General features: G+C 63.3%; 22 protein-coding genes. 9 read left to right on the plus strand and 13 right to left on the minus strand.

Annotation, left to right across the window (positions count from 1 at the left end; all coding sequences use genetic code 11):
• The first annotated feature begins 31 nt into the window (after positions 1-31).
• The 8 genes from GSQ90_RS31340 to GSQ90_RS31375 are packed head-to-tail and all read left to right on the plus strand — an operon-like array spanning position 32 to position 8074.
• On the plus strand, positions 32-1042 hold the full coding sequence (locus GSQ90_RS31340; RefSeq protein WP_158818910.1) for a BMP family ABC transporter substrate-binding protein: 1011 nt from the start codon (positions 32-34) through the stop codon (positions 1040-1042).
• Between the two features lie 60 nt (positions 1043-1102).
• Complete coding sequence (locus tag GSQ90_RS31345; protein WP_158818911.1) at positions 1103-2638, plus strand: ABC transporter ATP-binding protein; 1536 nt, start codon at positions 1103-1105, stop codon at positions 2636-2638.
• Entirely contained in the window at positions 2638-3666 is a 1029-nt protein-coding gene (locus GSQ90_RS31350; RefSeq protein ID WP_158818912.1) for an ABC transporter permease, read from the plus strand. The genes GSQ90_RS31345 and GSQ90_RS31350 overlap by 1 nt, the downstream gene beginning before the upstream one ends.
• Positions 3667-3674: 8 nt before the next feature.
• Positions 3675-4592, plus strand: a complete 918-nt coding sequence (locus tag GSQ90_RS31355) for an ABC transporter permease (protein ID WP_158818913.1) — start codon at positions 3675-3677, stop codon at positions 4590-4592.
• Positions 4589-5551 carry a nucleoside hydrolase gene (locus GSQ90_RS31360; RefSeq protein WP_158818914.1) on the plus strand — a complete coding sequence of 321 codons (963 nt, stop codon included), beginning with the start codon at positions 4589-4591 and terminating at the stop codon, positions 5549-5551. The genes GSQ90_RS31355 and GSQ90_RS31360 overlap by 4 nt, the downstream gene beginning before the upstream one ends.
• 20 nt (positions 5552-5571) lie before the next feature.
• Positions 5572-6330 (plus strand): glutamine amidotransferase, encoded by a 759-nt coding sequence (locus GSQ90_RS31365; RefSeq protein WP_158818915.1) that lies wholly within the window; start codon positions 5572-5574, stop codon positions 6328-6330.
• A complete protein-coding gene (locus GSQ90_RS31370; RefSeq protein WP_158818916.1) occupies positions 6327-7088 on the plus strand; it encodes an alpha/beta fold hydrolase in 762 nt (253 codons plus the stop codon). Before GSQ90_RS31365 ends, GSQ90_RS31370 begins: the two co-directional genes overlap by 4 nt.
• Positions 7085-8074 carry an acetamidase/formamidase family protein gene (locus GSQ90_RS31375; protein WP_158818917.1) on the plus strand — a complete coding sequence of 330 codons (990 nt, stop codon included), beginning with the start codon at positions 7085-7087 and terminating at the stop codon, positions 8072-8074. Before GSQ90_RS31370 ends, GSQ90_RS31375 begins: the two co-directional genes overlap by 4 nt.
• A 174-nt stretch (positions 8075-8248) precedes the next feature.
• On the opposite strand, the gene GSQ90_RS31380 is transcribed toward GSQ90_RS31375, so the two are convergent.
• From GSQ90_RS31380 to GSQ90_RS31440, 13 genes are all read right to left on the minus strand, one after another.
• Positions 8249-9094, minus strand: coding sequence for an urease accessory protein UreD (locus GSQ90_RS31380; RefSeq protein ID WP_158818918.1), 846 nt, complete (start codon positions 9092-9094; stop codon positions 8249-8251).
• Positions 9091-9732 carry an urease accessory protein UreG gene (ureG, locus tag GSQ90_RS31385; protein WP_158818919.1) on the minus strand — a complete coding sequence of 214 codons (642 nt, stop codon included), beginning with the start codon at positions 9730-9732 and terminating at the stop codon, positions 9091-9093. The genes GSQ90_RS31380 and ureG overlap by 4 nt, the downstream gene beginning before the upstream one ends.
• Entirely contained in the window at positions 9729-11435 is a 1707-nt protein-coding gene (gene ureC / locus GSQ90_RS31390; RefSeq protein WP_158818920.1) for an urease subunit alpha, read from the minus strand. Before ureC ends, ureG begins: the two co-directional genes overlap by 4 nt.
• Positions 11436-11444: 9 nt before the next feature.
• Entirely contained in the window at positions 11445-12143 is a 699-nt protein-coding gene (gene ureB, locus GSQ90_RS31395) for an urease subunit beta (protein WP_158818921.1), read from the minus strand.
• 15 nt (positions 12144-12158) lie between these two features.
• Positions 12159-12836 carry an urease accessory protein UreF gene (locus GSQ90_RS31400; RefSeq protein WP_158818922.1) on the minus strand — a complete coding sequence of 226 codons (678 nt, stop codon included), beginning with the start codon at positions 12834-12836 and terminating at the stop codon, positions 12159-12161.
• Positions 12829-13278, minus strand: coding sequence for an urease accessory protein UreE (gene ureE, locus GSQ90_RS31405; protein WP_158818923.1), 450 nt, complete (start codon positions 13276-13278; stop codon positions 12829-12831). The genes GSQ90_RS31400 and ureE overlap by 8 nt, the downstream gene beginning before the upstream one ends.
• Before the next feature lie 27 nt (positions 13279-13305).
• Entirely contained in the window at positions 13306-14994 is a 1689-nt protein-coding gene (locus tag GSQ90_RS31410; protein WP_158818924.1) for an asparaginase domain-containing protein, read from the minus strand.
• Positions 14995-15007: 13 nt separating this feature from the next.
• Complete coding sequence (locus GSQ90_RS31415) at positions 15008-15946, minus strand: acetamidase/formamidase family protein (RefSeq protein WP_158818925.1); 939 nt, start codon at positions 15944-15946, stop codon at positions 15008-15010.
• Between the two features lie 136 nt (positions 15947-16082).
• Positions 16083-17129, minus strand: a complete 1047-nt coding sequence (locus GSQ90_RS31420) for an ABC transporter ATP-binding protein (RefSeq protein WP_158818926.1) — start codon at positions 17127-17129, stop codon at positions 16083-16085.
• A gap of 28 nt (positions 17130-17157) precedes the next feature.
• The gene (locus GSQ90_RS31425; RefSeq protein ID WP_158818927.1) at positions 17158-18243 is read right to left on the minus strand and encodes an ABC transporter ATP-binding protein; all 1086 of its coding nucleotides are present in this window, start codon (positions 18241-18243) and stop codon (positions 17158-17160) included.
• 14 nt (positions 18244-18257) lie between these two features.
• On the minus strand, positions 18258-19163 hold the full coding sequence (locus GSQ90_RS31430; protein ID WP_158818928.1) for an ABC transporter permease: 906 nt from the start codon (positions 19161-19163) through the stop codon (positions 18258-18260).
• Positions 19164-19177: 14 nt separating this feature from the next.
• Entirely contained in the window at positions 19178-20134 is a 957-nt protein-coding gene (locus tag GSQ90_RS31435) for an ABC transporter permease (RefSeq protein ID WP_158818929.1), read from the minus strand.
• Between the two features lie 92 nt (positions 20135-20226).
• Positions 20227-21711, minus strand: a complete 1485-nt coding sequence (locus GSQ90_RS31440) for an ABC transporter substrate-binding protein (RefSeq protein WP_246731861.1) — start codon at positions 21709-21711, stop codon at positions 20227-20229.
• 50 nt (positions 21712-21761) lie between these two features.
• Here GSQ90_RS31440 and GSQ90_RS31445 point away from each other — a divergent pair, with 50 nt between their 5' ends.
• The gene (locus tag GSQ90_RS31445; protein ID WP_174247552.1) at positions 21762-22094 is read left to right on the plus strand and encodes a hypothetical protein; all 333 of its coding nucleotides are present in this window, start codon (positions 21762-21764) and stop codon (positions 22092-22094) included.
• Positions 22095-22118 lie beyond the last annotated feature (24 nt).

Below are 22118 nucleotides of genomic sequence, written 5' to 3' on the forward strand. Positions count from 1 at the left end.
CCACGCTAACGTCAACTGGGAGAGTGTTATTATGAGTGGTTCGAAGATACTAATTACCGCCGCGCTCGCAGCCGTCATCGCCGGAGGGGTTCACGCCGCCGCCGCCGCCGCGGAGAAATTCAGCGCCGTATATGTCATGAGCGATAATCTCGGCGACAAGGGCTTCAACGATTCCGCCGCGGCGGGGTTCCATCGTGCAGAAAAGGAGGGGGTGCGCATCAAGCTGCTGCAGGCCTCTCCCAGCGATCCGCAGCTCTGGCGCCAGAATCTCGAAGCAACATCGAACAGCGAAACATGGAGCGTCATCTTCACCGGTCCCGGCATGCATGACAATCTGGCGGCTGTGGCGCCCAAGCACCCGAACCAGAAATACGTCTATTTCGATGACGAACTGCTGCTGCCGAATGTGCTCTCCGTCAAATATGCACAGAACGAGGGCTCCTATCTCGTCGGCGCGCTCGCCGGCGTCGTAGCCTCCGACAAGACGACATTTCCGCTGGGGACCGGAGCGAAAAAAGTCGGGATCGTCGCAGGTATGGATCTGCCGGTGATCCAGGACTTCATCCTAGGCTTCAAGCAGGGCGTCGCCACCATCGATCCGTCGATTACCGTCCAGGTCTCGTTCATCGGCAACTTCAACGATGCGCAGAAGGCTTACGAGCTGACCCGCAACATGCTGAACGGCGGCGTCGACGTCGTCTACAATGTCGCAGGACCGGCGGGGCTCGGCATTTTGAAAGCCGCCGCCGACGCCAACAAATACGCGATCGGCGTCGATTCCGACCAGAACGGCCTCTACCCGAAGAACGTCATCGCCTCGATGCTGAAGCAGATCGGCAATTCGATCTACGACACAAGCAAGCAGATCGAGGAAGGCAACGCGCCAATGGGAACGCTCGAAGTCTACGGCCTGAAGAACGACGGCGTCGCGCTCGTCTATAACGACGCGCTCGTCCCCGCCTCTGCCAAAGCCAAGGTCGAAGCCGCCAAGGCGAAAGTGCTATCGGGCGAGATCAAGGTCGACACCGCGTTCAAAAAGTAAGGCATTGTTGCAGGCGGGCGTTTTCGCACGCCCGCCTGCGCCCGATTGGAGCCTTGCGCCATGTCCGAGCCCATTGTCGTTCCGCTGCTGCGGCTTCGCAACGTCGCCAAGAGCTTTGGCGACAAGGTCGCGCTTTCGCATGTCGATCTCGATGTCGAAGCCGGCGAGGTCCATGTGATCTGCGGCGAAAACGGCGCGGGCAAAAGCACGCTCATGAATATCCTGGCCGGCATTCTGCAACCCGACGCCGGCGAGATGCTGCTCGACGGCAAGAGCGTGCGCTTCAGCGACCCGATCGAGGCCGGACGCGTCGGCATCGGCATGGTCCATCAGCATTTCAAGCTTGTCTCCTCGATGAGCGTCGCCGAGAACCTGTTCCTCAACCGGCAGCCGCTGCGCTTTGGCTTTATCAGCGACCGCCGCGTGATGCGCGAGCGCGCGCAAACGCTCATCGCCCGCTATCGTTTCGATCTTGACCCCGACGCATCGATCGCCCAGCTCTCAGTGGGCCAGCGACAGCGCGTCGAAATCCTCAAGGCGCTCGCCTTCGACGCCCGCATCCTGATCCTCGACGAGCCGACCGCCGTGCTGACGCCTCCCGAAGTCAGCGAACTGCTCGGTGTGATCGCCGATCTGAAAGCGCGCGGCCGCACGATCCTTTTTATCACCCACAAGCTTAAGGAAGTGAAAGCCGCCTCCGATCGCGTCACCGTGCTTCGGCACGGCGCCAGCGTCTCGACACGGCCGACCGCTGGTCTTTCCGAGTCCGACATCGCGCATGACATGGTCGGGCGCGATCTTGCGACGCCGCGCCGCCGGGCAGGCGGTATCGGGTCGGGCGCGCCTAAGCTGAGCCTTTCGGGCCTGACGATGACCAATGCATCGGGTCGCCGCCTCCTCGACGAAATCAACCTCGACATAAGGGCGGGCGAAATCGTCGGTGTCGCCGGCGTCGACGGCAACGGCCAGACCGAACTCAGCGAAGCGGTCGCCGGGCTACAAAATGCGCGCGCCGGCGCCGTCGCTATCGACGGCAAGGACGCGACGAACGTCAGCCCGCACGAGCGACGCGCCCGCGGTCTCGGTTTCATCCCGGAGGACCGGTTGGATCGCGGGCTTTGCGCTGGAATGACGATCGCCGAAAATGTCTCGACGGACAATTATGCTGCGCGGAAACTTACTTCTTGTGGTCTCATTCGCATGGCCGCGCGCGACGCGTTCGCCAGCGAAAAGATCCGCCAGTTCGACATTCGCGGCGCCAGGCCGGGTTTGCCCGTCGGTCAGCTTTCCGGGGGCAATATGCAGAAGGTGGTGATCGCGCGCGAGATGGAGAAGGCGCCGAATGTGCTCGTCGTCGCCCAACCGACGCGCGGACTCGATGTCGGGGCCGCCGAATTCGTGCACGGCCAGATTCTCGCGGCGGCCGACCGCGGTTGCGCGGTTCTGCTCATCTCTTCGGAGCTCTCGGAGATATTCGCGCTGTCGGACCGCATCGCGGTGATGTATCGCGGCGCCGTCCTGCGTGTGCTCGATCGCACCGACGCCACCGAACATTTGGTCGGTCTGCTGATGAACGGCGTGGACGAGGCGGCGTGATGCGCGATTCGCTACAAACCCTCTCCCGCTCGCTGCTCGGGCCTGTTGGGGCGATCGTCGCCGTGATGGCGTGCGGCTTTCTCCTGGTGCTGGCGGTGAGTGACGAGCCGGTACTCGCCTATCGCGATCTGCTGTTCGCCAATTTCGATTCCCGCTCCAATTTCGCGTTATTCGTCAACCGAATGACGCCGCTGCTGCTGATCGGCCTCGGCGTGGTGTTTTCATTTCGCGCAGGCGTCTTCAATGTCGGCGGCGAGGGTCAGCTCTATCTCGGCGCGATCGCCGCGACGGCGACCGCGCTTGCGTTTCCTCACGCGCCCGGTCCCGTGCTGATCGGCCTTTCACTTATCGCAGGAATCGCCGCTGGCGCGGCGTGGGGTTGGATTCCCGGCATCCTCAAGGTGCGACTGGCGGTCAACGAAGTCGTGACGACGCTGATGCTCAATTTCGTCGCGCTGCTGCTCACTGAATATCTCGTGATCAATGGGATGCGCGACACGACCGCCTACGGCGCGGTAAGCTACGTCCTGGCAGAGCAAGCATGGCTGCCTGATATTCCCGGCCTGCCCGGCGCGACGATCGGCGCGGTGATCGCTCTTCTGTTGGCGCCGCTCGCCTGGGTGGCGCTGTTCCGCACCGAATGGGGCGCGAACTTGCGCGCCGCCGGCGCCAATATCCGCTTCGCCGAGGCGGTCGGCGTGCGCGCCGCGCGCCAGGTCGTGATCGCGATGCTGATTTCTGGGGGTCTTTCCGGCCTCGCCGGCGCCTTCTATGTGCTCGGCATCGGTCATCGCTTCGAACAGAATTTCTCACCCGGATTCGGCTTGATCGGCATGACCGTCGCGTTGCTGGCGCGGGTGCATCCGATCGGCGTGGTGGCGACGGCGGCTTTCTACGCGCTAATTCTCAACGGGGCTGGCTATATGCAGATCGACGCCGACGTGCCGCGCTCCCTGGTCAATCTCCTGGCGGGCTTTCTGGTGCTGTTCATGACCGCGCGGTTCCGCCGCGGACAGGCGCCGGCATGAGCGCGTCGATGCAGGCTTCACAATTTCTCGCTTCGGTATTAGAGCAGACGACGCCATTGCTGCTCGCCGCGCTCGCCGCGATGATCACCACGCGCGCCAATATTCTCAACGTCGCCGTCGAGGGCATGATGCTTGTCGCGGCATTCACCGCGATCGCGGTCGGCGAGGCGAGCGGCAGCGCCAGCCTCGCGCTGATCTCCGCGATCGGCGCCTCCGCCATGATGTCGCTGATCTTCGGGTTCGTGTCGATCGTAATGAAAGCAGATTTCATCGTCGCCGGCCTTGGCCTCAACATCCTGGCCGCCGGCGGAACGCTGTTTGTTCTCGAACAGGTCTATCAGGATCCCGGCGGCTTGCGGCCGGAGGTCTTTCCCGATCTCTGGCGGGTCCCGAGCGGCGCGCTTTCGTGGTTCCCCATCGTTGGGCCGGCGTTTGAGCGTCAGAGCGTGATCGTCTTCCTCGCGCTCATCGCTGTCCCCGTTTGCTCGTTCGTCCTCTACCGCATGCCGATCGGCTACGCCCTGCGCGCGGTCGGCGAAGACGAACCGGCCGCCATCGCCGCCGGCGTGCATGCCGCGCGCATGAAACTGCTCGCGGTGCTGGCGAGCGGCCTGCTCGCCGGGCTCGCCGGCGCCCAGCTTTCGATGGATCGGCTGCATTTCTTCCTGCCCGACATGACCAGCGGACGCGGCTTCATCGGGCTTGCCGCGACGCTATTCGGCGGTGGTCTGCCGTGGGCGACCGCCGGCGCCGCCTTCCTCTTCGGCGCCTTCGGCGCGCTCGGCGACCGGCTGCAGACTTTTCAGGCGCCGCCGCAATTCGTGCTGATGGCGCCCTATATAGCGGCGGTATTGGGCCTGATCCTGTCGCGCGTGCGCGCCGCGGCCCGCAGCCGCCCCGCCCGCATCGGGGGAAGAGCGACGTGACGATTTCCATCCTTCATGATTGCGATCCCGGCAATGACGACGCGCTCGGCATTCTCGTCGCGCTCGGCTCTCCCCATCTTTCGCTCGCCGCCGTCACCACTGGCGCGGGGCATCTTGCCGCCGATCGCACGGGGCGCAACGCCGCGATCACGCTCGGCGTCGCCGGCGCCCGCGCGATTCCGGTGACGCGCGGCGCGCCGGCGCCGCTGGTGCGCGAGCGACTGATCGCCGGCGTGCTCGATCTCGACAGCGCGCTTGATGGAGAGCGTCCTGATTTGCCCGCCGTCGCGATCGACGAGACCAGGACCTCGGCCGAGACAATCGCCGATCTGGCTTCGCGCATGGCGGGTTTGACGATCGTCACGACCGGACCTTTCACCAATCTGGCGCTCGCGCTACGCAATCGGCCTTCGATCGCCGGCAAGATTGCGCGCATCGTCGCACTCGGCGGCGCCTGGGGACTCGGCAACAAGACCGCGGCGGCCGAGTGGAATGTGCTCTGCGATCCAGAGGCCGCGTCGATCGTCTTCGGAGCGGGCGTCCCGATGACGCTTCTGCCGATCGACGCCACGGCGCAGGTGATGATCGATGACGCACTGGTCGAGTCCGTCGCAGCGCTGCGCGGGCGGGCAACGCGTTTCGCCACCGAGCTTTTGCGCTCGCTGCGCGCGACCTTCAAGGGCGGCGGCCCGTTCGCAGCCCCCGACATGCCGCTCAACGATCCGCTGGCCCTGCTTGTCGCCGCCGAACCGGCGCTCGCGCGCACGATACCCGCGCGCGTCGATGTCGAACTCGCCGGGCGTTTCACCTATGGCCGCACGGTAATAGATTTCGCGGGCAAATCGGGTCTGCCGCCGAATTGTGAAATCGCGATTCAATTCGATGTCGCCGCCACGCGCCTGGCGTTTACTCGATCGCTGGCGCATCTGTCCGAAAATTCCTCGTCCTTTTCTTCCTGAGTCAACTGGAGCTTTCGCCAATGGCTAAAACGCCGCGTGTTCTCATCGCCGGGGAATCCTGGACCGTGCACAGCATCCACCAAAAAGGCTTCGACAGTTTTACAACGACCGAATATGCCGAAGGCGTCGGTTGGCTGAAGACGGCGCTGCTGGAGGGTGGTTGGCAAGTCGACTATCAACCAGCGCATGTCGCCGCCCGGGATTTTCCAATGACGGCCGCGGCGCTCGCCGCGTATGATTGCGTGATGCTTAGCGATATCGGCGCCAATACGCTGCTGATCCATCCCGACACATTCGTCCGCGCGAAGGCGCTTCCCAACCGGCTGGAGGCGGTGCGCGACTATGTGGCCAAGGGCGGCGGGTTGATCATGGTCGGAGGCTATCTCACATTTCAGGGCATCGAGGGCAAGGCGCGCTATCACGATACACCCATCGAACAAGCGTTGCCGGTGACGATCGAATCTACCGACGACCGTTGCGAAACGCCGCAAGGGGTTACGCCAATCGTCGCGTTGCCGGGCCATCCCATCGTCGCCGGCCTTTCATCGTCCTGGCCCGACCTGCTTGGCTATAACCGCTTCGCGGCGAAGCCTGGCTCGGCGATTGTCGCCAGCGTCGGCGCCGATCCGCTAATCGTCGCGGGCGCTTTCCACGAGGGACGCGCTGTCGCCTTCGCCTCGGATTGCGGGCCCCATTGGGCGCCGCCAGCGTTTGTCAACTGGCCCGGCTATGCGCCGCTTTGGCGTCAAATGGCTGGCTGGGCGGCGAAGCTTTCATGATCGCCCCGCTCAATATTATGCAATGGGGCGACCCGAGCGCCAAGAAAATAGCGGTCGCGCTGCACGGGATCACCGCCAACGGGGGCGCCTTCTTTCAGCCCGCACGCCTGCTCGCCGAGCGCGGCTGGCTGGTGATCGCACCCGACATGCGCGGTCACGGCGAAAGCGGCCGCGGCGACGGCGATTTTTCAACTGCGAGCCTGCTCGCTGACATCGCCGCCGCGGTTCCGGTCGATCCTGACGTGATGATCGGCCATTCCTTTGGCGGCTATCTCGCGCAGGCAGGCGTGCTCGCCGGATTGTTCCACCCGCGCGCGCTGGTGCTGGAGGATCCCGTTTCGCATTTCGCCGATCAGGCGGGGCCGGCGGCGATGCTCGCATGGGACGAAGCCAATCTGCCGCGCAATATCGAAGGCCTGCTCAAGCTCAATCCGAAATGGTCGCGGCTCGATGCGGCATGGAAGCTGCTGTCGTTGGAGCAGATCGATTTCAAGGACGCCGCGGCGGCTTTCGCCGGCAATGCGCCCTGGGATTTGCGGCCGCGCGCCGCGGAGATCGCCGCCAGGCAGCCGACCGCATGGGTGCTCCCTGAAATCAGCCGCTTCGTGCCCGCCGACGATCAGGCGTGGCTCAGAAGCGACGTTGGCGCAAAGGCGATGTTCGTGCTGCCTGATGTCGGTCATAGCGTGCACCGCGATGCGCCGGAGGCTTTCGTCGATATCGTGACGCAGCTATGCAAGGGGGTCGCGCCGCGATGACCGACGAGAGTTTCCCTTACGTGTTTCACTACGGCGCCGGCGAGCCGCGGATTCGTGCGAGACTTGGCGAACCGCTGTGCGTGTTCACCGAGGATTGCTTTTCCGGCAAGCTCGTCGCGGTCGATGGCAAGCCGCGCGAAGTGGCGCCGTTCCCGCGCGTCAATCCGCTGACGGGCCCGATCGCCATCGAGGGCGTGCGCGACGGCGATACCCTGGCGATTCATCTCGTCTCGCTCAAGCCGGCGCGTGATTGGGGCGTCTCGACCGTGTCGCCGAATTTCGGAGCGCTTTCAGGTACGCGCAACAATCCCAACCTGCAACCGGAACAGGCCGAGACGGTTTGGATCTGGCGCGTCGGGCTTGACGGAATGCTCACGACGACGACCACGAATGGCCGCGAAATCAGCGCGCCATTGCGGCCGTTCCACGGTTCGCTCGGCGTAGCGCCGCCGCATGGCGAAGTGCGCCTCAGCGTCGTGCCGGATTCGTTCGGCGGCAACCTCGACATTCCCGATCTCGGCGCCGGCGCAACGTTGTATCTTCGCGCCAATGTCGATGAGGCGATGGTCTATATCGGCGACGGGCACTTCGCGCAGGGCGACGGCGAACTTGCCGGCACGGCTGTAGAGGGCGCGCTCAACACCGAACTGATTTTTGCAACCTGCGGCGACGGCGAGGATATGCTATGGCCGCGGCTTGAGACCGATACAGAGATCGCAGTGATCGGCTGCGCGCGCCCCCTGGAAGACGCCGTCCGCATCGCCGCGCATGGCCTCGTGCATTGGGTCAGCCGGCTGTGCGGGCTTGAACCTGGCGATGCGCATCAGCTCGTTTCACAGAACTGTCGCCTGCGGATCGGCAATCTCGTAAATCCTCTCTACACGGTGGCAGCGTTTATCGATAAGAAACGGCTACCTCGTGCGATCTCAGATTTCGAAGATACACACCAAATGCTTCGCAGCGCGAGCAAATCCTCGACGCAATAGTCATCGTTTCGTCAGACATCGCGTCGATGCGCCACCAGGATCCTCCACCCCGGCGAACGAAGCGGTTCCAGCGTTTCTCGTATTCCGGGACATAGCGTTGGATCCAGCGCGTGATCGTGGTGTGCGCCACGGAGAGCCCCCGCAGAACCGGCCTAATCAGCAGGAGTTGTAATATCAGCCCTTGCGCCGTGACGGCGGGGGGACGCCGTAGAATTCGCAACGAATGGCGTTCCAGGCTGTTTGAATGCCGGCTCTCACGGCGCGCAGGTCGCGGCCGGCGAGGCGGACGCCGAGTCCGGCTGTCTCGTCGGGCAGTAGGCTCGCGGCGGCGTAGAGGTCAGGAATCGTCGCTAGAGTCGCGGAGAGAGCGTTGGCGAAGGCGGCCATGCTATCCCAGCGCCTGCCGGGAGCTGCTAGCGTCATCGCGCCGAAGGCCCTGAATTGTGCGGTTCTTCCCTGGCCGAGGCTGCGGATATCGATGCGATCGACCAGCACAGCGTCGTCGCCGCCGCAACGCAGGATCATGGTCGAAGCGAGGCTTCGGAAGCCTCGGCCGCGCGCTTCGGGGTCGTGGGTCGTGAAGGCGTCGGAGATCAGCGCGACGCCGCCGACGGCGCAATCGATCTCGATCGTCTGATCAAGCGCCGCGTCCGGGAACAGAATGCGCGGTTCGGGGAGATATTCGAAATAGCCGCCCTCTTCGATCCGGATGGCGATCTTCTCCTCGGTCGTGACGCCAGGAGCGGCGCGGTGGATGAGCGACGCGCCTTGTGTGGCGACATGGGCCGCTGCGCCGCCGCCGACGTGGAAGCGTTGACGCAGGCGATCTTCGCCATGCGTGGCGCCGCTGCTCGTCTGCAGAATAACGGTCAGCATATGCGAAGGCGCGCGGTCGAGCGCGAAAGTCCGCGTGAGCACGAAGGGCCAGCGGAACAGCCGGCGGTCGAGCACCGTTCGGTCGCCACGCCGTGCGAGGGCGAGATCGAGTTGCGCGCGAACCTCCGGTTGAGGCCCCGTCACGCGCGAAACAGCACGTCGCGTTCAATAGCCGAGACCACGGCGTCGATTCCCTCGCCCTTGCGGCAATTGGTGAGAAGAACCGGGCGATTGTCGCGCACGGCGAGCGCCTGCTGGCGCATCCGTTCAAGATCGACGCCGACATAGGGCGCGAGATCGGTCTTGTTGATCACGAGCGTGTCGCAGCGGATCACGCCGGGGCCGCGCTTGCGCGGAATGTCGTCGCCGCCGCCGACATCGATCACGAACATCCAGAAATCGGTCAAGTCTCGCGAGAAGGTCGAGGCGAGATTGTCGCCGCCGCTTTCGATCAGGATGAGTTCGACCCCAGGAAAGCGGCGTTCGAGATCGTCCGCCGCCTCGATGTTCAATGTCGGGTCCTCGCGGATGACCGTATGCGGACAGGCTCCAGCCTCGACGGCCGAGACGCGCGCAGGATCGATCAGCCCGGAACGCCTAATGCGTTCGGCGTCCTCGGCCGTGACGAGGTCATTGGTGATAATTGCGAGGTCGACGCCGCGCGCCATCAAGGCGGGGATCAGCCGCTCGACGAGCGCCGTCTTGCCTGAGCCGACGGGCCCGCCGATGCCGACGCGCGCCGCTGCGATTCGCGACCCGGCGGCCCTTTGCAATGGGTTCATCGCAGCATGTATCTCCGGGTGAGCGGCGCCTTCACCGCGGGTGGGCACATCAACAGCTTGCCGTCGGCGCGCACCTCGAAGGTTTGCGGATCCACGTCGACATGCGGCATGGCTTTATTTCGCACCATATCGGTCTTGCGCAGCTTGCGGACGTTCTTGATCGGCAGCATGCGCTTGCCGAGGCCGAGTTTGCGCCCGACATCGGCCTGTTCGGCAAGCTTGGAGATGAAATTGACGCCGAGCTGTTGCGGCGCGGCCCCTAGGGCGCCCCACATGCGCTTCTGGATCATCGGCTCGGCTAGGCCAAGGCTGCCGTTGCCATCGCCCATCGCGGCCCAGGCGATGAAGCCGCTCTTGATGACCATATAGGGTTTGATGCCGAAAGAGGCCCGCGGCCAAAGCACGAGGTCAGCCATTTTTCCCACTTCGATCGACCCGACATGATGATCGATGCCGACCGCGATGGCGGGATTGATAGTGAGTTTGGCGACATAGCGCTTGATGCGCTCATTGTCAGCTTTGGCCGTGGTCTCTTCAGGCAGGCGGCCGACCCGCTCCTTCATGACGCTGGCGAGCTGCCAGCAATTGGCGACATTCTCGGCGAGCCGCCCCATGCCCTGCGTGTCCGTGCCGAAAATCGAAATGGCGCCCATGTCGTGCAGAAAATCTTCCGCCGCCGCCGATTGGGCGCGCACACGCGCTTCGCCGAACGCGACATCTTCGGGGATGTTGTAGTTGAGCTGGTGGCAAATCATCGTCATCGCCAAGCCCTCCTCAAGCCCGTAGAGCGTGTAGGGGTTGGTCGGGTTGGTCGAAGACGGGATGACGTTGTCGTAGGACACCACTTTCAGCAAGTCCGGCGCATGGCCTCCGCCAGCGCCTTCGACGTGGTACATGTGGATCGTCCGCCCCTCGACAGCGGCCATTGTGTCTTCGCAAAAGCCGAATTCGTTGATCGAGTCTGTATGCAGGTGGACGGCGAAATCGTTGCGATCGGCGGCGACGAGGCTTTGATCGATGACGGCCGGGGCCGCGCCGAAATCCTCGTGAATCTTGACCGACATGCCGCCAGCAGCGACCGATTCCTCGACCGCTTCGGCGTTCGATGATCCGCGTCCGAACAAAGCGTAGTTGAGCGGCGAGAATTCGGTCGCCTGCAGGAAGCGGCCGAAGGTCGTCGTGCTGCCGCTGCCGACATCGAAGAGCGGCCCCGGCCCATTGCCGACCATGGTGGTCGTGCCGCCCGCCAGCGCATGGTCGGATTGTTCGGGGGAACCCAGATGCGCATGCGATTCGACCGCGCCCGCCGTGACGATGAAGCCGGCCCCCGACACAGGGGACGTCGTGTTTCCAACCACCATGTCGGGATGCACATTCGGCATCACGTCGGGGTTGCCGGCTTTGCCGATGCCCACGATCCGGCCGTCGCGGATGCCGATATCGGCCTTGATGATCCCGGCGATCGCGTCGACAATCGTCGCGTTCTTGATGACGATGTCGAGGATTTTATCGGACGATTTCAGATAGCCATTGATGCCCTCGCCGTCGCGCAGGTTCTTACCAGCGCCAATGAGCAGTTCATGCCCGTAAGTTGTGAAATCGTGTTCGATCTCGGCAAATAATTCGGTGTCGGCGAGACGGACGAGGTCGCCCTTCGTCGGTCCGTAGAGATCGGCATAGGCCTGCCGGCTCAATCTTGCCATGTCGCTCCCCTATGCGCCGAGATAGCCGCGGGCCTTGGCCAGCACGAGCGATTTGTCCTTCGCGCCCACCTCGTCCAAGGGTCCGTTGACGAGCCCGGCCTGTCCGCGTACGACCCGATGGCCTTCGATCGGCACGAGCCGCACCGATTTGACCACGCCGGGTTCGAAGCGGATGCCGGTTCCGGCGGGCCGGTCGATCTTCATGCCCCAGGCGGCGGCGCGGTCGAATTTCATCGCCCGGTTGACTTCGAAGAAATGCGTGTGGCTGCGCACCTGCACGTCGCGGTCGCCGGTATTGACCACGTCGATCGTCACCGCCGGCAGAGCGGCGAACATTTCGATGTCGTCCTCGGGCGAGATGATCTGGCCGGGAACGATCGTGTCGAGCAGCGGCTTCTCGCCCGGGCCGATCGGCTCGAAGAGGACCATGACCTTGGTGCCCTCGGCGAACAAGCACTCGATATAGAGCATGGGGATCATTTCGGCGACGCCCGGCTCGACGTCGTCCGTCGTCAGGAAGCGGCTCGCCATGTCGCGAATCTCGTCGTAGGCGATGTCGCGGCGGGCCGCGACCATCACTTCGTCGGTCAGGAACGCGACGGCCTCGGGATGGCTGAGCCTGATCCCGAGCCGCCGGTTGCGCCGGGCCATTTCAGCGGCCGTGAAAATGATCAGGCGGTCCATTTCCGTCGGCGACAGGTTCATCATGGCAAGGTCTCGATTTCAGGTCGTGAACAGGCGCACAGCGCGCGATCCGCCGCGCGACACCGCAATATCGATCAGCGGCGTGAAGCTGGACGGCGCCAGATCGTCGGGCAGCGGCTCCGCCAACACGTCCACGAGAGCACGGCGGGCCGTTTCAAGGGATTGCTGCGCCTCGACATGGCCGATGACGCCGAGCCGGACCGCGGCGCTGACGAGGCCATTGACGAGCGTCCAGCCAGAGACGAGTTCGGCGGCGCGGAGGTCCAACGCGGCGTCGCGATAGACGAGCGCCTGGACGACCGGCAGATGCCCCAGGCGTACGTCGCTCGACAGCAGGGCGCGGTAGCGCACGCACAGCGGGCCGCCCAGGCGTGCGGAGACCCCGAGCAAAGCCCGCCCCGCGCGGCGCGAGCCGTCGCGCATCTGCGCTGAGGGCGTGGACGCTTCGGCGAAGCGGTCGATGGCGGCGACGGCCGCCGGATCGTCGGCGCGGTGGGCGCGCGTCAGGAGGGGGCGGTCCATGCAGTTCCAGCGGAAGGCGAGATGCTCGCCAATGAAGGCGTCGAGGTCGGCTTGGCCATCCAGCAAGCCATCGGCGGCCAGACCCTCGACGCCCCAGGAAAAAGCGAAGCCGCCGGCCGGATAGGCGCTGTCACCATATTGCATCAGCGCCAGCGCCGTCGCGGTCTCAAACATCGGCGAGTTCCACGATGTCGCCCGCATCGAGGAGATGGGCGATGCGGGCGCGATAGCCTGCGAGCGGGCCGTCGAGGAGAATGGCGAGACAGTCTTCCTCGAAGCGCACCCGCCAGTGCAGGTTGCCGGCGTTCCAGCCGAGCTTCAGCGCCGCCGCCGCATGGGCTGGGCGGAGCCGCCAGACACGTTGTCGGCCGAACCGAGCGACGATCGCTTTCTCCTCATCGATGTAGAGCAGTGCGCCGTCGACAAGCTCCTCGCCGCGCGCAAGGCTCACGGCGCAGTCAGTGCCGCGATCCGTCGCGAGGCGAAAGCGCTTGCGCCCCGCTTCCTCGGAGGGAACGAACAGCAATTCGATGCCGTCATGATGCTCCAAAGCGTGCAGGCGCGCGTGATAGAGCGTGTCCGATTCATGGCCGAGAACGCCGTGGAGCCTCAACATGGGCGCGCGCTCCGCGGCTGCGGCTCGTCAATGCGTGTCGAAGACATGCTGATACTCTGCAAGAGCCGCTTTAAGCGCCACAATTTCGCTAGGAGTGGGATGGGCCGGGTCTGCGGCGGCGGGGAGGCTGCCGAACTTCATCAGGCAGGCCATCAGAAGCAACCGCGCTTTGGTCGAGGTGAGGTTCAGGCCCGCGATCGCGAAGGGGTCGAAATCGGCAAAGCCTTCGGGATAGCCGCGCCCGACCCGCACGACAGGCGCGCCGCTGAAACTCGCCCGGCGCAGCATGGCGGCCCGCAGTTCCGACGTCGCGGCGCCATAAGGCACCAGGCCTTCGATCACGAAACCGCAAAGCCGGCCACGAACGAGCCGGTCGCGGATCAGGAACGCGAGATCGGCTTCCGCCTCGGGATCGTCGCCGAAGGCGTCTGCCGCAAAGCCGCCGTCCTTGACGATGGAGACGAGGGGAATAGCCTCGGCCAGCAGACGGCCGTGGTCGTCCTTGATCGCAATGTCGACCCGGCTCAGGCCGTCTTCGCCGAGCCGGGTGGCGGAGACTGTCTTCGGCAAGCGCGTGATGTTGACTTCGGAATCGGCCGTGTGCCGATAGGCCGGAACATACATCAGGTAAGGCGCGCCCGCGTGGGTCACCTGACCCAAAATGCCGCCGTGGCCGCCGGTCGCGACATAGCCGCCGGGCCGGGCGTCGACTTTCGCGACTTCGCGCGCGGCGAAAAACTGCTGTTCCTGGATCACGACGGTACCGGCCCGGTTGCCGCCCTTCCCATCCTCCCAGATGCGCGACTGAATATAGGTGACGGAGTCGACGATGTTGGCGGGGCCGTCATTGCTGATCTGCCCTTGTGGGCGTTGCGCCGCGTTACAGGCGATCGGCAGCCGCGTATCGATCAGCAGATTGAACCAATAGGCCACCTCCTCGATCTGCGGACTGCCCTGCGTCCAGATAGCCCCGTCGTATTGCCCCGACGAGAGGATCGCCTGCACGTCGTTGGTGATCTTGGCGAGGACCGGGCGCGGCGGCGATTTGGCGAGATGGAAGGGTTTGTAGGCGAAGAAGTCCCAGCCGAGCCTTTCCGCGGGCGTGTCGCCCTCGCCCTTATCCGCGCGGCTGGCAGCCGCCAGGCCCTTGGTGAAGCCGCCGGGCGGAGCGACGCGGTAGAAATCGACCTCCGCGCGTCCGCCGATGAGATTGACCTTGCCGTCCATGCCGATGGAAAGGCGATCGATCTCCTCGAAGCTGCGCGATCCGTCAGGAAAAAAGCCTTGCCGCGTTGTGGCGCTGCCAGGCGCAGTCGCTTCTTCTTCCCATGGGGACCCGTCGCGCTGCACGGCCATGTAAGGCAGCGGGTAGAGGCCGTCTTCGGGCGTGAGTTCGATCGCATAGACGGCCTTGTCGTCGGCCGCTTGCCGAGTAGGGCTGAAGGCGCCGTCTTTGTCGATATAGCCGTCCGGCGGTCCGTAAAGTTCGGCGGCGTCGGCCTCCAGCGGATGGGCGGAGAATTGCTCGACATAGACTTTGACCGGCGCGGCCAGACGCTGCGCCCGAAGCGCGTCGAAGGCGAGGGCGCTGCCATCATCCGCCGTAAGCGGCGACAGTCCCTTCTGCACGCGCGCCTTGTTGGACGTGACGAGCGGCGGCGTGTTCTGGATCGTCGCGGTCGGCCCCGCCAGATGAGCGATACGGATCTTGGTCATGATGCGCGTCTCCTCAAATCCGGAAATTTTTCTTTTCCATCATCATGTGGACGCCCTTCGAACCATTCACGGTCTGAGTGATATGAAGGTCGCCGGCGAGGCTGCACAGCATATAGGCGTCGGCGTGCGAAAGGCCGGCCTTCTCGCCGAGCAGCGCGATCATCTCGCGAAGAGCCTTGATCGCGCATTGATCGAGATCGGGGTCCATGCCCATCGTGATGTGATGCGTTTCGGTTTCGGCCCGCGGATACGTGAAGCTCAAGTCGTTGCGGACGATGAATTCGAACTTGCCGCGCAACGCCGTCTCGATGGCCGTGATGCAAACTTCGCCATCGCCCTGGGCGCCGTGTCCGTCGCCGCATGAAAACAAGGCGCCTTCGACGAAGACGGGCAGATAAAGCGTGGCGCCGGCCATCAGCTCTTTGTTGTCGAGATTGCCGCCCGTCGCCTGCGGCGCGGTGGAGGTGATGCGTCCCCACCCCTTCGGCGGGGCGACGCCCATGACGCCGAAGAAAGGCTTCAGCTCAAGTTCAAGTCCCCAAGGCATGACGCCGACGTTGCGCGCGATGTCGAGCGGGATATTGACCTTGCGCGGCTCGTTGTAGTCGTGCGGCAACGTGCCCAGCAGAGGGAGGATAAGGTTGAAGCCCCAATCCTGCAGCAGCGATACCTCATGAATGCGGACTTCGAGCACGCTTCCCGGCTTCGCACCCTCCACGAAGACCGGGCCCGTCAGGATATGCGGCCCCTCCTGCTTCACATTCGCGTGGATGCCCGCGAGCGCTTTCGGGATATGGAACTTGGCCGGATCGGGGAGGACGTCGGGGCCGCCCGTCACGGTGTCGATCGTGACCACATCCCCGCTTGCGACCGTCATCACCGGTTTCAGGGTCGCATCGAAATACCCCCAGTGGCAATTCTCCACGCTCGGCTCAAGATGATGATTCGCCAAATCTATACCCTCCCTCTGTCGGAGATCCGCCGCCGCGACAATAGCGGCCCCGTGCTGCGTCGCCCGATAAATAGTTAATTATTCAATTATTCATATTTCAATGATTTCTCACTCATCGACCTGTGTGACATTGCCCTCAGGCTGGCTCTGCGACCCTCTCGTCGAAGGCCAGCGGGCCATCGGCGGCCTCGACCTTGAAGCAGCGCGCCATATGGCCTCGGATATCCGTGACAGGCGGCGGCATCGTGACGATGCAGTCCGGGCCCGCATATTTACAACGAGGCGCGAAACTGCAGCCGTCCGGCAAGGCTCGCAGATCCGGAGGGTTGCCGGCGATGGCTTCGAGCGGCAGGTTCCGATCCTGATCCTTGGCGGTCGCAGCAAGCATCGCCTTCGTATAGGGGTGCTGCGGATTGAGCAGGACGTCGCGCGCATTGCCATATTCGATGATCCGTCCGGCATACATGACCGCGACCTGGTCGGCGATCTGCGCCGCGACGCCGAGATCATGCGTTACGAAGATCATCGACATGCCCATCTCCTGCTGAATTTTACGCAGAAGAACGAGGATCTGAATCTGTACCGAGGCGTCGAGCGCGGTCGTGGGCTCGTCGGCGAGCAGCAGGCTTGGACGGCAGGACAGAGCCATCGCGATCACCGCGCGTTGGCGCAGGCCGCCCGACAATTCATGCGGATAGGCCTTCAGCCGCCGTTCGGGCGACGGGACGCGCACGAGTTCAAGCAGCTCCAGGGCGCGCGCCCACGCCGCTTCTTTGCTCAGGCCCTCGTGGCGTCGCACCGTCTCTGCGATCTGATCGCCGACGGTATAGAGCGGATCGAGCGCCGTCATTGGCTCCTGGAAGACCATCGAAATCAGCGAGCCGCGCAATTGCGTCATGGCTCGGTCGCTGACCGCGCCGATGTCGTGCTCGCCGACCATCATCGTGCCTTCGATGACTGTCCGCTTCTTCGGATGCAGGCGCAGGAGCGAGCGCATCATGACCGACTTGCCCGAGCCGGATTCGCCGATCACGCATAGAACCTTGCCGCGCTCCAGATTGAACGAAATGCCGTTGACGGCCCTGACGGTTGCATCCCGGCTGACGAATTTGACCCGCAGGTCTTCGACGCGCAGGAAAGGGGCCGGATGCGGCGTGGCCTGCGAAAGGTCAGGCGATGTCATGGCGTTCATCTCGCTTGGTCCTTGCTGATCAGGCTGCGGTTGCGTGGGCGGGCGCACGGCTGTGCCCCGAGTCGGGATGGACCATGTGGCAGGCCGCCAAATGCTTGTCGGCGGAAAGTTTGAGCACGTCCCCGAGCTTGGGCGTCTTGGCTTTGCAGACGTCTTCGACGAAGGCGCAACGGGTGTGGAACCGGCATCCCGAGGGGGGACTGACAGGGCTCGGCGGATCGCCGGCGAGCGGGGCGGCGTCGACGCGCGCTTCTGGGTCCATGCTGAGGCGGCACGCCAGCAACGCCTGGGTATAGGGATGTTTGGGCGCTTCGTAGATTTGGTCTGCGGGACCGATCTCGACCAATTGCCCGAGATACATCACCATCACGCGGTCCGAAATGTAGCGGACGACATGCAGGTCGTGCGAGATGAAGATATAGGTGAGGTTGAGCTGCTTCTTGATGTCCCCCAACAGATTGAGAACCTGAGCCTCCACCGATTTGTCGAGCGCCGAGACGGCCTCGTCGAGGATCAGCAGGCGCGGGGCGAGCGCCAGCGCGCGGGCGATGTTGACGCGCTGTTTTTGGCCGCCGGACAATTCATGCGGGTAGCGTTGGCCGAAGAGGTTCGGGTTGAGGCCGACCTTCTCCATCAGCGATCGGGCTTGCGCCTTGGCGGACTTGCCGGACGCCCCCTGAACCTTGGGACCATAGGCGACGGATTGTTCGATCGGCAAGCGCGGATTGAGAGATGAAGAACTGTCCTGAAACACCATCTGCAGCGCACGGCGCAGCCCGTCCAAAAGAACGCCCGTCGATCCGCCGACCAGATCGCCGTCGAGAATCAACTCACCGGCGTCTTTCTCGATCAGATGCATGAGCAGCCGCGCGAGCGTGGACTTGCCGCAGCCCGATTCGCCGACGATGCCGAGAGTTTCGCCCTTCACCACATAGAAGGACACGTCGTCGACGGCCTTGACCTCGGCGACCTTGCGGTTGAACACGCCGGCGCGGATGGGAAAGTATTTCTTCATGCCGTCGACGATCAGCATCGGCTGAGCGGGGCCGCCGCGGTCCCTTGGATCGACGGGAGCGGTCCTGGGCGTCATCATGTGGTCTGTCATCGGTCAGCCGCTCCTCAAGCTCTGACGTCCATCGCCTGACGCAACCCGTCGCTCAGCAGGTTGAAGGCGATGGAGGTGATGAGAATGGCGACGCCGGGAATCGCGCTGACTATGGGCTGGACATAGATCGACTGGCGCAGCGTCGATAGCATCAGTCCCCAATCGGCTGTCGGCGGTGAGACGCCAAGCCCTAGAAACGAGAGACCTGAAGCCAGGATGATGGAGACCGAGACGAGCGTCGAGGCGTAGACCAGCACCGGCGACATCACGTTGATCAGCACATGGGTGAACAGGATCGAGAGGGTCGAAGCCCCCGTCGAGCGCGCGGCGTCGACGAAATCCATCGTCCGCACCTGACTGGTCGCGGTTTCCGCGACGCGGCAGAGCGGCGGGATCAGGACCACCGTGAGGGTCAGCAATTGATTGGTGATTCCACCTCCGAGGCTACCCGAGATCGCGACCGCCAGAAGGACGGAGGGAAAGGCGAAGAAGACGTCCATGGTGCGCATGATCAACATGTTGACCTTGCCGCCGAAATAACCCGCCACCACGCCGAACAGGCCGCCGATGATCGTCGCGAGCGCGACCGGGAGGATGCCCATAGTGAGGGACACGCGGCCGCCGTAGAGCATCCGGCTCAGAATGTCGCGGCCCTGTTCGTCCGTGCCGAGCAGATAATTGTGGTAGCCGATAGGTCGCAGCCGATGCGCCATGCTGGACTTGTAGGGGTCCATCGGCGAAATCAACGGCGCAAACACCGCCGTCAGAACGATCGCGATGATCAGGACCAGACAGAACAGCGTGACATAGTCATAGCGCAGTCGATGCCATACGCTGCCCCAGTAGCTGCGGACCCGGACCGCAGACGCTGGACGGCTGGCGGGGGGCCTAAGGGACGAATCTGCGACGGCGTCGGTCATGGGCGCGGCCTCCATCAGCTTCGTTTGAGACGGGGGTCGATCAACGACTGGGCGAGGTCGACGACGAGATTGATCAGAACGAATGCCGTCGCCAGGACGAGGATCGTTCCCTGTAGCAGCGGAATGTCCCGGGTCAGCACGGCCTTGTTCAAGAGATAGCCGGTGCCCGGCCACGTGAAGACGGTCTCCACGAGCACCGAGCCGCCGATCAGATAGCCGAGCTGAAGGCCGAGCATCGCGACGGCCTGCGGCATGATATTGACGACGGCGTGAACGATGACCTGCGCTTCGCTGAGGCCTTTGGCGCGCAACGTCTGAATGAAATCCTGATTCAATATCTCGGCGATCGAAGAACGGGTGGTCCGGGTCATGATGCCGAGCGGCGGCAGCGCCAGCGCGATGATCGGCATGATCGCAAATTTGAAATCGGCCCATCTGAAATAACTGAAGGTCTCGGAGCCGCTTGCGCCCATGCCTGTCGCGGGAAGCCAGGACAAATCGACGGCAAAGAAGATCACCAGGATGACGCCAAGCCAGAAAGGCGGAACGCTGATGCCGAAGACCGCGACCGCCGTGATCAGCCGGTCGGCAAGAGACCCTGTGCGATAGGCTGCGATGACGCCGAAGATCATGGACACGACGAACGCCAGAACGACAGAGATCAGGGCGATGACGATAGTATTGACGAAGGCGTGCAGCACCTCGCCCGCCACCGGCACATTATCGGAGATCGACATGCCGAGGTTGCCGACGCAAACCTTGCCGAGCCAGATGAAATACTGGACCATCAGCGGTTGATCGAGGCCGTAAGCGGCGCGGAGCCGGGCGGCGTCTTGTGCGGTTGCGGTCGGAGACAACAGGTTTTGGATCGGATCGCCTGGAGCGATCTGAACCAAAGCGAAGCAGATGATGGTGACCCCGAGGAGAATCGGAATCGTTAGGACAATGCGCCGGCCCGCGTAAAGCCACATCACACGTCTCCGCAGTCACACAAAGAAGCAATCATACAGAAAAAGGGGGCTTGCCGCGGGCGAATGGAAGCCCGTGGCAATCGCTCGTTCGATTAAGGCGAAACCACGATCGGCGTGAGATCCTGGAACCAGCTCTGCGCCTGGACGAAGCCGGAGAGCTTGGGCGACAGGGCGCGCGGGTTGAGATCGTGCACGATATAAAGTTCCGCCGCATCGGCCACAGCTTGCTCGTTCATCTTCGTGAGCAACGCGTTGCGCTTGGTCGCGTCGAATTCGCCCAACGCCTCGTTGCCGAGCTGATCGACTTTCGGGTCGGCGAAGAAGCCCCAATTGCAACACGCTGGCGGGGCGTAGGCGGTCATCCATTTCTTGAGGATGCCTTGGACAGGGTCGATCGGCGCCATGGAGAAATTAATGGCGTTGAAGTCGTATTTCTTCGCGCCTGTGAGGAAGACGCCGATTAGCGCGTTCCAATCCATAGGCGCCAACTGAACGTTGAAGCCCACCGCCTCCAATTGCTCTTTGACAAGTTCATTCATGGGCAACGGTTGCATCTGGCCGGAGCCGGAGGTCGAAATGCCGACCTTGATCACGCAGGGCGTGCAACCCGCCTCTTTAAGAAGCGCCTTCGCCTTGTCTGGATTGTAGTCGTAGCTGACCGGCTTGCCATACCAGGGCTGCGAGTCGATCAGCGTCTGGGTCGCAGCAACCGCCACGCCCTGGAGCATGTCGACCATGTCCTGTCGGTTCATCGCGTAATTGGCCGCTTGACGCACGCGGATGTCGTTGAAGGGGGGAACATCCATCCGCAGCATATAGTCCCAATTATGCGGATAAGGCACGGTGATGATCTTCATGCCCGCGTCCTTCAGGCGGGGAATCGTGTCCGGCGACGGCGCTTCGACGAAATCGACCTGACCCGAGAGCAAAGCAGCAGCGCGCGTCGAGGCTTCCGGCATCGGCAACAGCACGAGGCGGTCATGTTTGGGGATGCGTTGCGGATTCCAGTATTTATCGTTTTTCACCAGTTCGAGCCGCTCGTGCGGCACGACCTTGTCAAACTTGTAGGGACCGGTTCCGGCTGGCGTCTTCATATAGACATTGTAGTCGTTGCCCGCTTTTTGCACCCCACAGTTCGAAATCATGTAGTACATCGCCATTTCATAGGGAAACAACGAGCTCGGCGCCTTGGTGTTGATCGCGATCGTGTAGTCGTCGATTTTGTCGACACTGGCGATGTTCACAACATAAGTGCCCATCTGCCCGACGTGGCGCGCGTTGAACTGCGGCGCTTTAGGGTCCATCACGCGCGCAAAATTCCAGATCGCCGAATCCGCATTCCAGGCGCAGCCGTCGTGATAGGTGACGCCTTGGCGCAGTTTGTATATCCACCGCTTGTTGTTGTTGGGATCGATGGCCCAGCTCGTCGCCAAGCCTGGAACGACATCGGCCGCCTTGGTCGAACTGGACAGATCCCAAAGCCCCAGCGCGTCATAGAGCGTATAGCCTGCGAAACGATAGCCCTCGTATCCCTGATCGGGTGCGCCCGTGTAATCGGGAATGTCCGCCGCGGTCATAGCGACGCGCAGAACAGACTCGGCGGACGCGCGTCCGCCGATGGCGCCCCATGCAAGAACAGCTATTGCGGCAATTTTCACTGCGCCGCGAATTCCACGTGACAGCATCGGCTCTCTCCCGTTCGTATCCGCAGCAAGCGGCCGGGAGGCGTTTCGCAAGGGCCGTGCCAGCCGGCCGCGCCAAGGCTTCGACAATTGCGCCAACTGATCGCGGCGCGCGCCTAAGCCGCTCATTTTTTATGATTATTCTCTCTCGCAAGAAAAATCGAAAAGAGAAATTTTTTTCGGATTCGCTGGCAAATGTGGCGAAAATCAAGCGGATCGCCAGCGCGCAAAAATGCATCAGAGTGGTCAATTGTTGTTCATTCAATATTATTGTTTGAAACTATTTTTCCGCCTATGGTGAC

Source organism: Methylocapsa sp. S129, assembly GCF_009765995.1.
Classification (GTDB): domain Bacteria; phylum Pseudomonadota; class Alphaproteobacteria; order Rhizobiales; family Beijerinckiaceae; genus Roseiarcus.

Excerpts from the sequence above, each read along its gene's own strand:
- ureB (WP_158818921.1), bottom strand. The coding sequence starts at position 12,143 with ATGATGAACCTGTCGCCGACGGAAATGGACCGCCTGATCATTTTCACG.
- ureG (WP_158818919.1), bottom strand. The coding sequence starts at position 9,732 with ATGAACCCATTGCAAAGGGCCGCCGGGTCGCGAATCGCAGCGGCGCGC.
- GSQ90_RS31420 (WP_158818926.1), bottom strand. The coding sequence starts at position 17,129 with ATGACATCGCCTGACCTTTCGCAGGCCACGCCGCATCCGGCCCCTTTC.
- GSQ90_RS31440 (WP_246731861.1), bottom strand. The coding sequence starts at position 21,711 with ATGACCGCGGCGGACATTCCCGATTACACGGGCGCACCCGATCAGGGA.
- GSQ90_RS31400 (WP_158818922.1), bottom strand. The coding sequence starts at position 12,836 with ATGTTTGAGACCGCGACGGCGCTGGCGCTGATGCAATATGGTGACAGC.
- GSQ90_RS31375 (WP_158818917.1), top strand. The coding sequence starts at position 7,085 with ATGACCGACGAGAGTTTCCCTTACGTGTTTCACTACGGCGCCGGCGAG.
- GSQ90_RS31370 (WP_158818916.1), top strand. The coding sequence starts at position 6,327 with ATGATCGCCCCGCTCAATATTATGCAATGGGGCGACCCGAGCGCCAAG.
- ureE (WP_158818923.1), bottom strand. The coding sequence starts at position 13,278 with ATGTTGAGGCTCCACGGCGTTCTCGGCCATGAATCGGACACGCTCTAT.
- GSQ90_RS31340 (WP_158818910.1), top strand. The coding sequence starts at position 32 with ATGAGTGGTTCGAAGATACTAATTACCGCCGCGCTCGCAGCCGTCATC.
- GSQ90_RS31430 (WP_158818928.1), bottom strand. The coding sequence starts at position 19,163 with ATGACCGACGCCGTCGCAGATTCGTCCCTTAGGCCCCCCGCCAGCCGT.
- GSQ90_RS31410 (WP_158818924.1), bottom strand. The coding sequence starts at position 14,994 with ATGACCAAGATCCGTATCGCTCATCTGGCGGGGCCGACCGCGACGATC.
- GSQ90_RS31355 (WP_158818913.1), top strand. The coding sequence starts at position 3,675 with ATGCAGGCTTCACAATTTCTCGCTTCGGTATTAGAGCAGACGACGCCA.
- GSQ90_RS31350 (WP_158818912.1), top strand. The coding sequence starts at position 2,638 with ATGCGCGATTCGCTACAAACCCTCTCCCGCTCGCTGCTCGGGCCTGTT.
- GSQ90_RS31345 (WP_158818911.1), top strand. The coding sequence starts at position 1,103 with ATGTCCGAGCCCATTGTCGTTCCGCTGCTGCGGCTTCGCAACGTCGCC.
- GSQ90_RS31365 (WP_158818915.1), top strand. The coding sequence starts at position 5,572 with ATGGCTAAAACGCCGCGTGTTCTCATCGCCGGGGAATCCTGGACCGTG.
- GSQ90_RS31445 (WP_174247552.1), top strand. The coding sequence starts at position 21,762 with ATGCAAGAACAGCTATTGCGGCAATTTTCACTGCGCCGCGAATTCCAC.
- GSQ90_RS31435 (WP_158818929.1), bottom strand. The coding sequence starts at position 20,134 with ATGTGGCTTTACGCGGGCCGGCGCATTGTCCTAACGATTCCGATTCTC.
- ureC (WP_158818920.1), bottom strand. The coding sequence starts at position 11,435 with ATGGCAAGATTGAGCCGGCAGGCCTATGCCGATCTCTACGGACCGACG.
- GSQ90_RS31425 (WP_158818927.1), bottom strand. The coding sequence starts at position 18,243 with ATGACAGACCACATGATGACGCCCAGGACCGCTCCCGTCGATCCAAGG.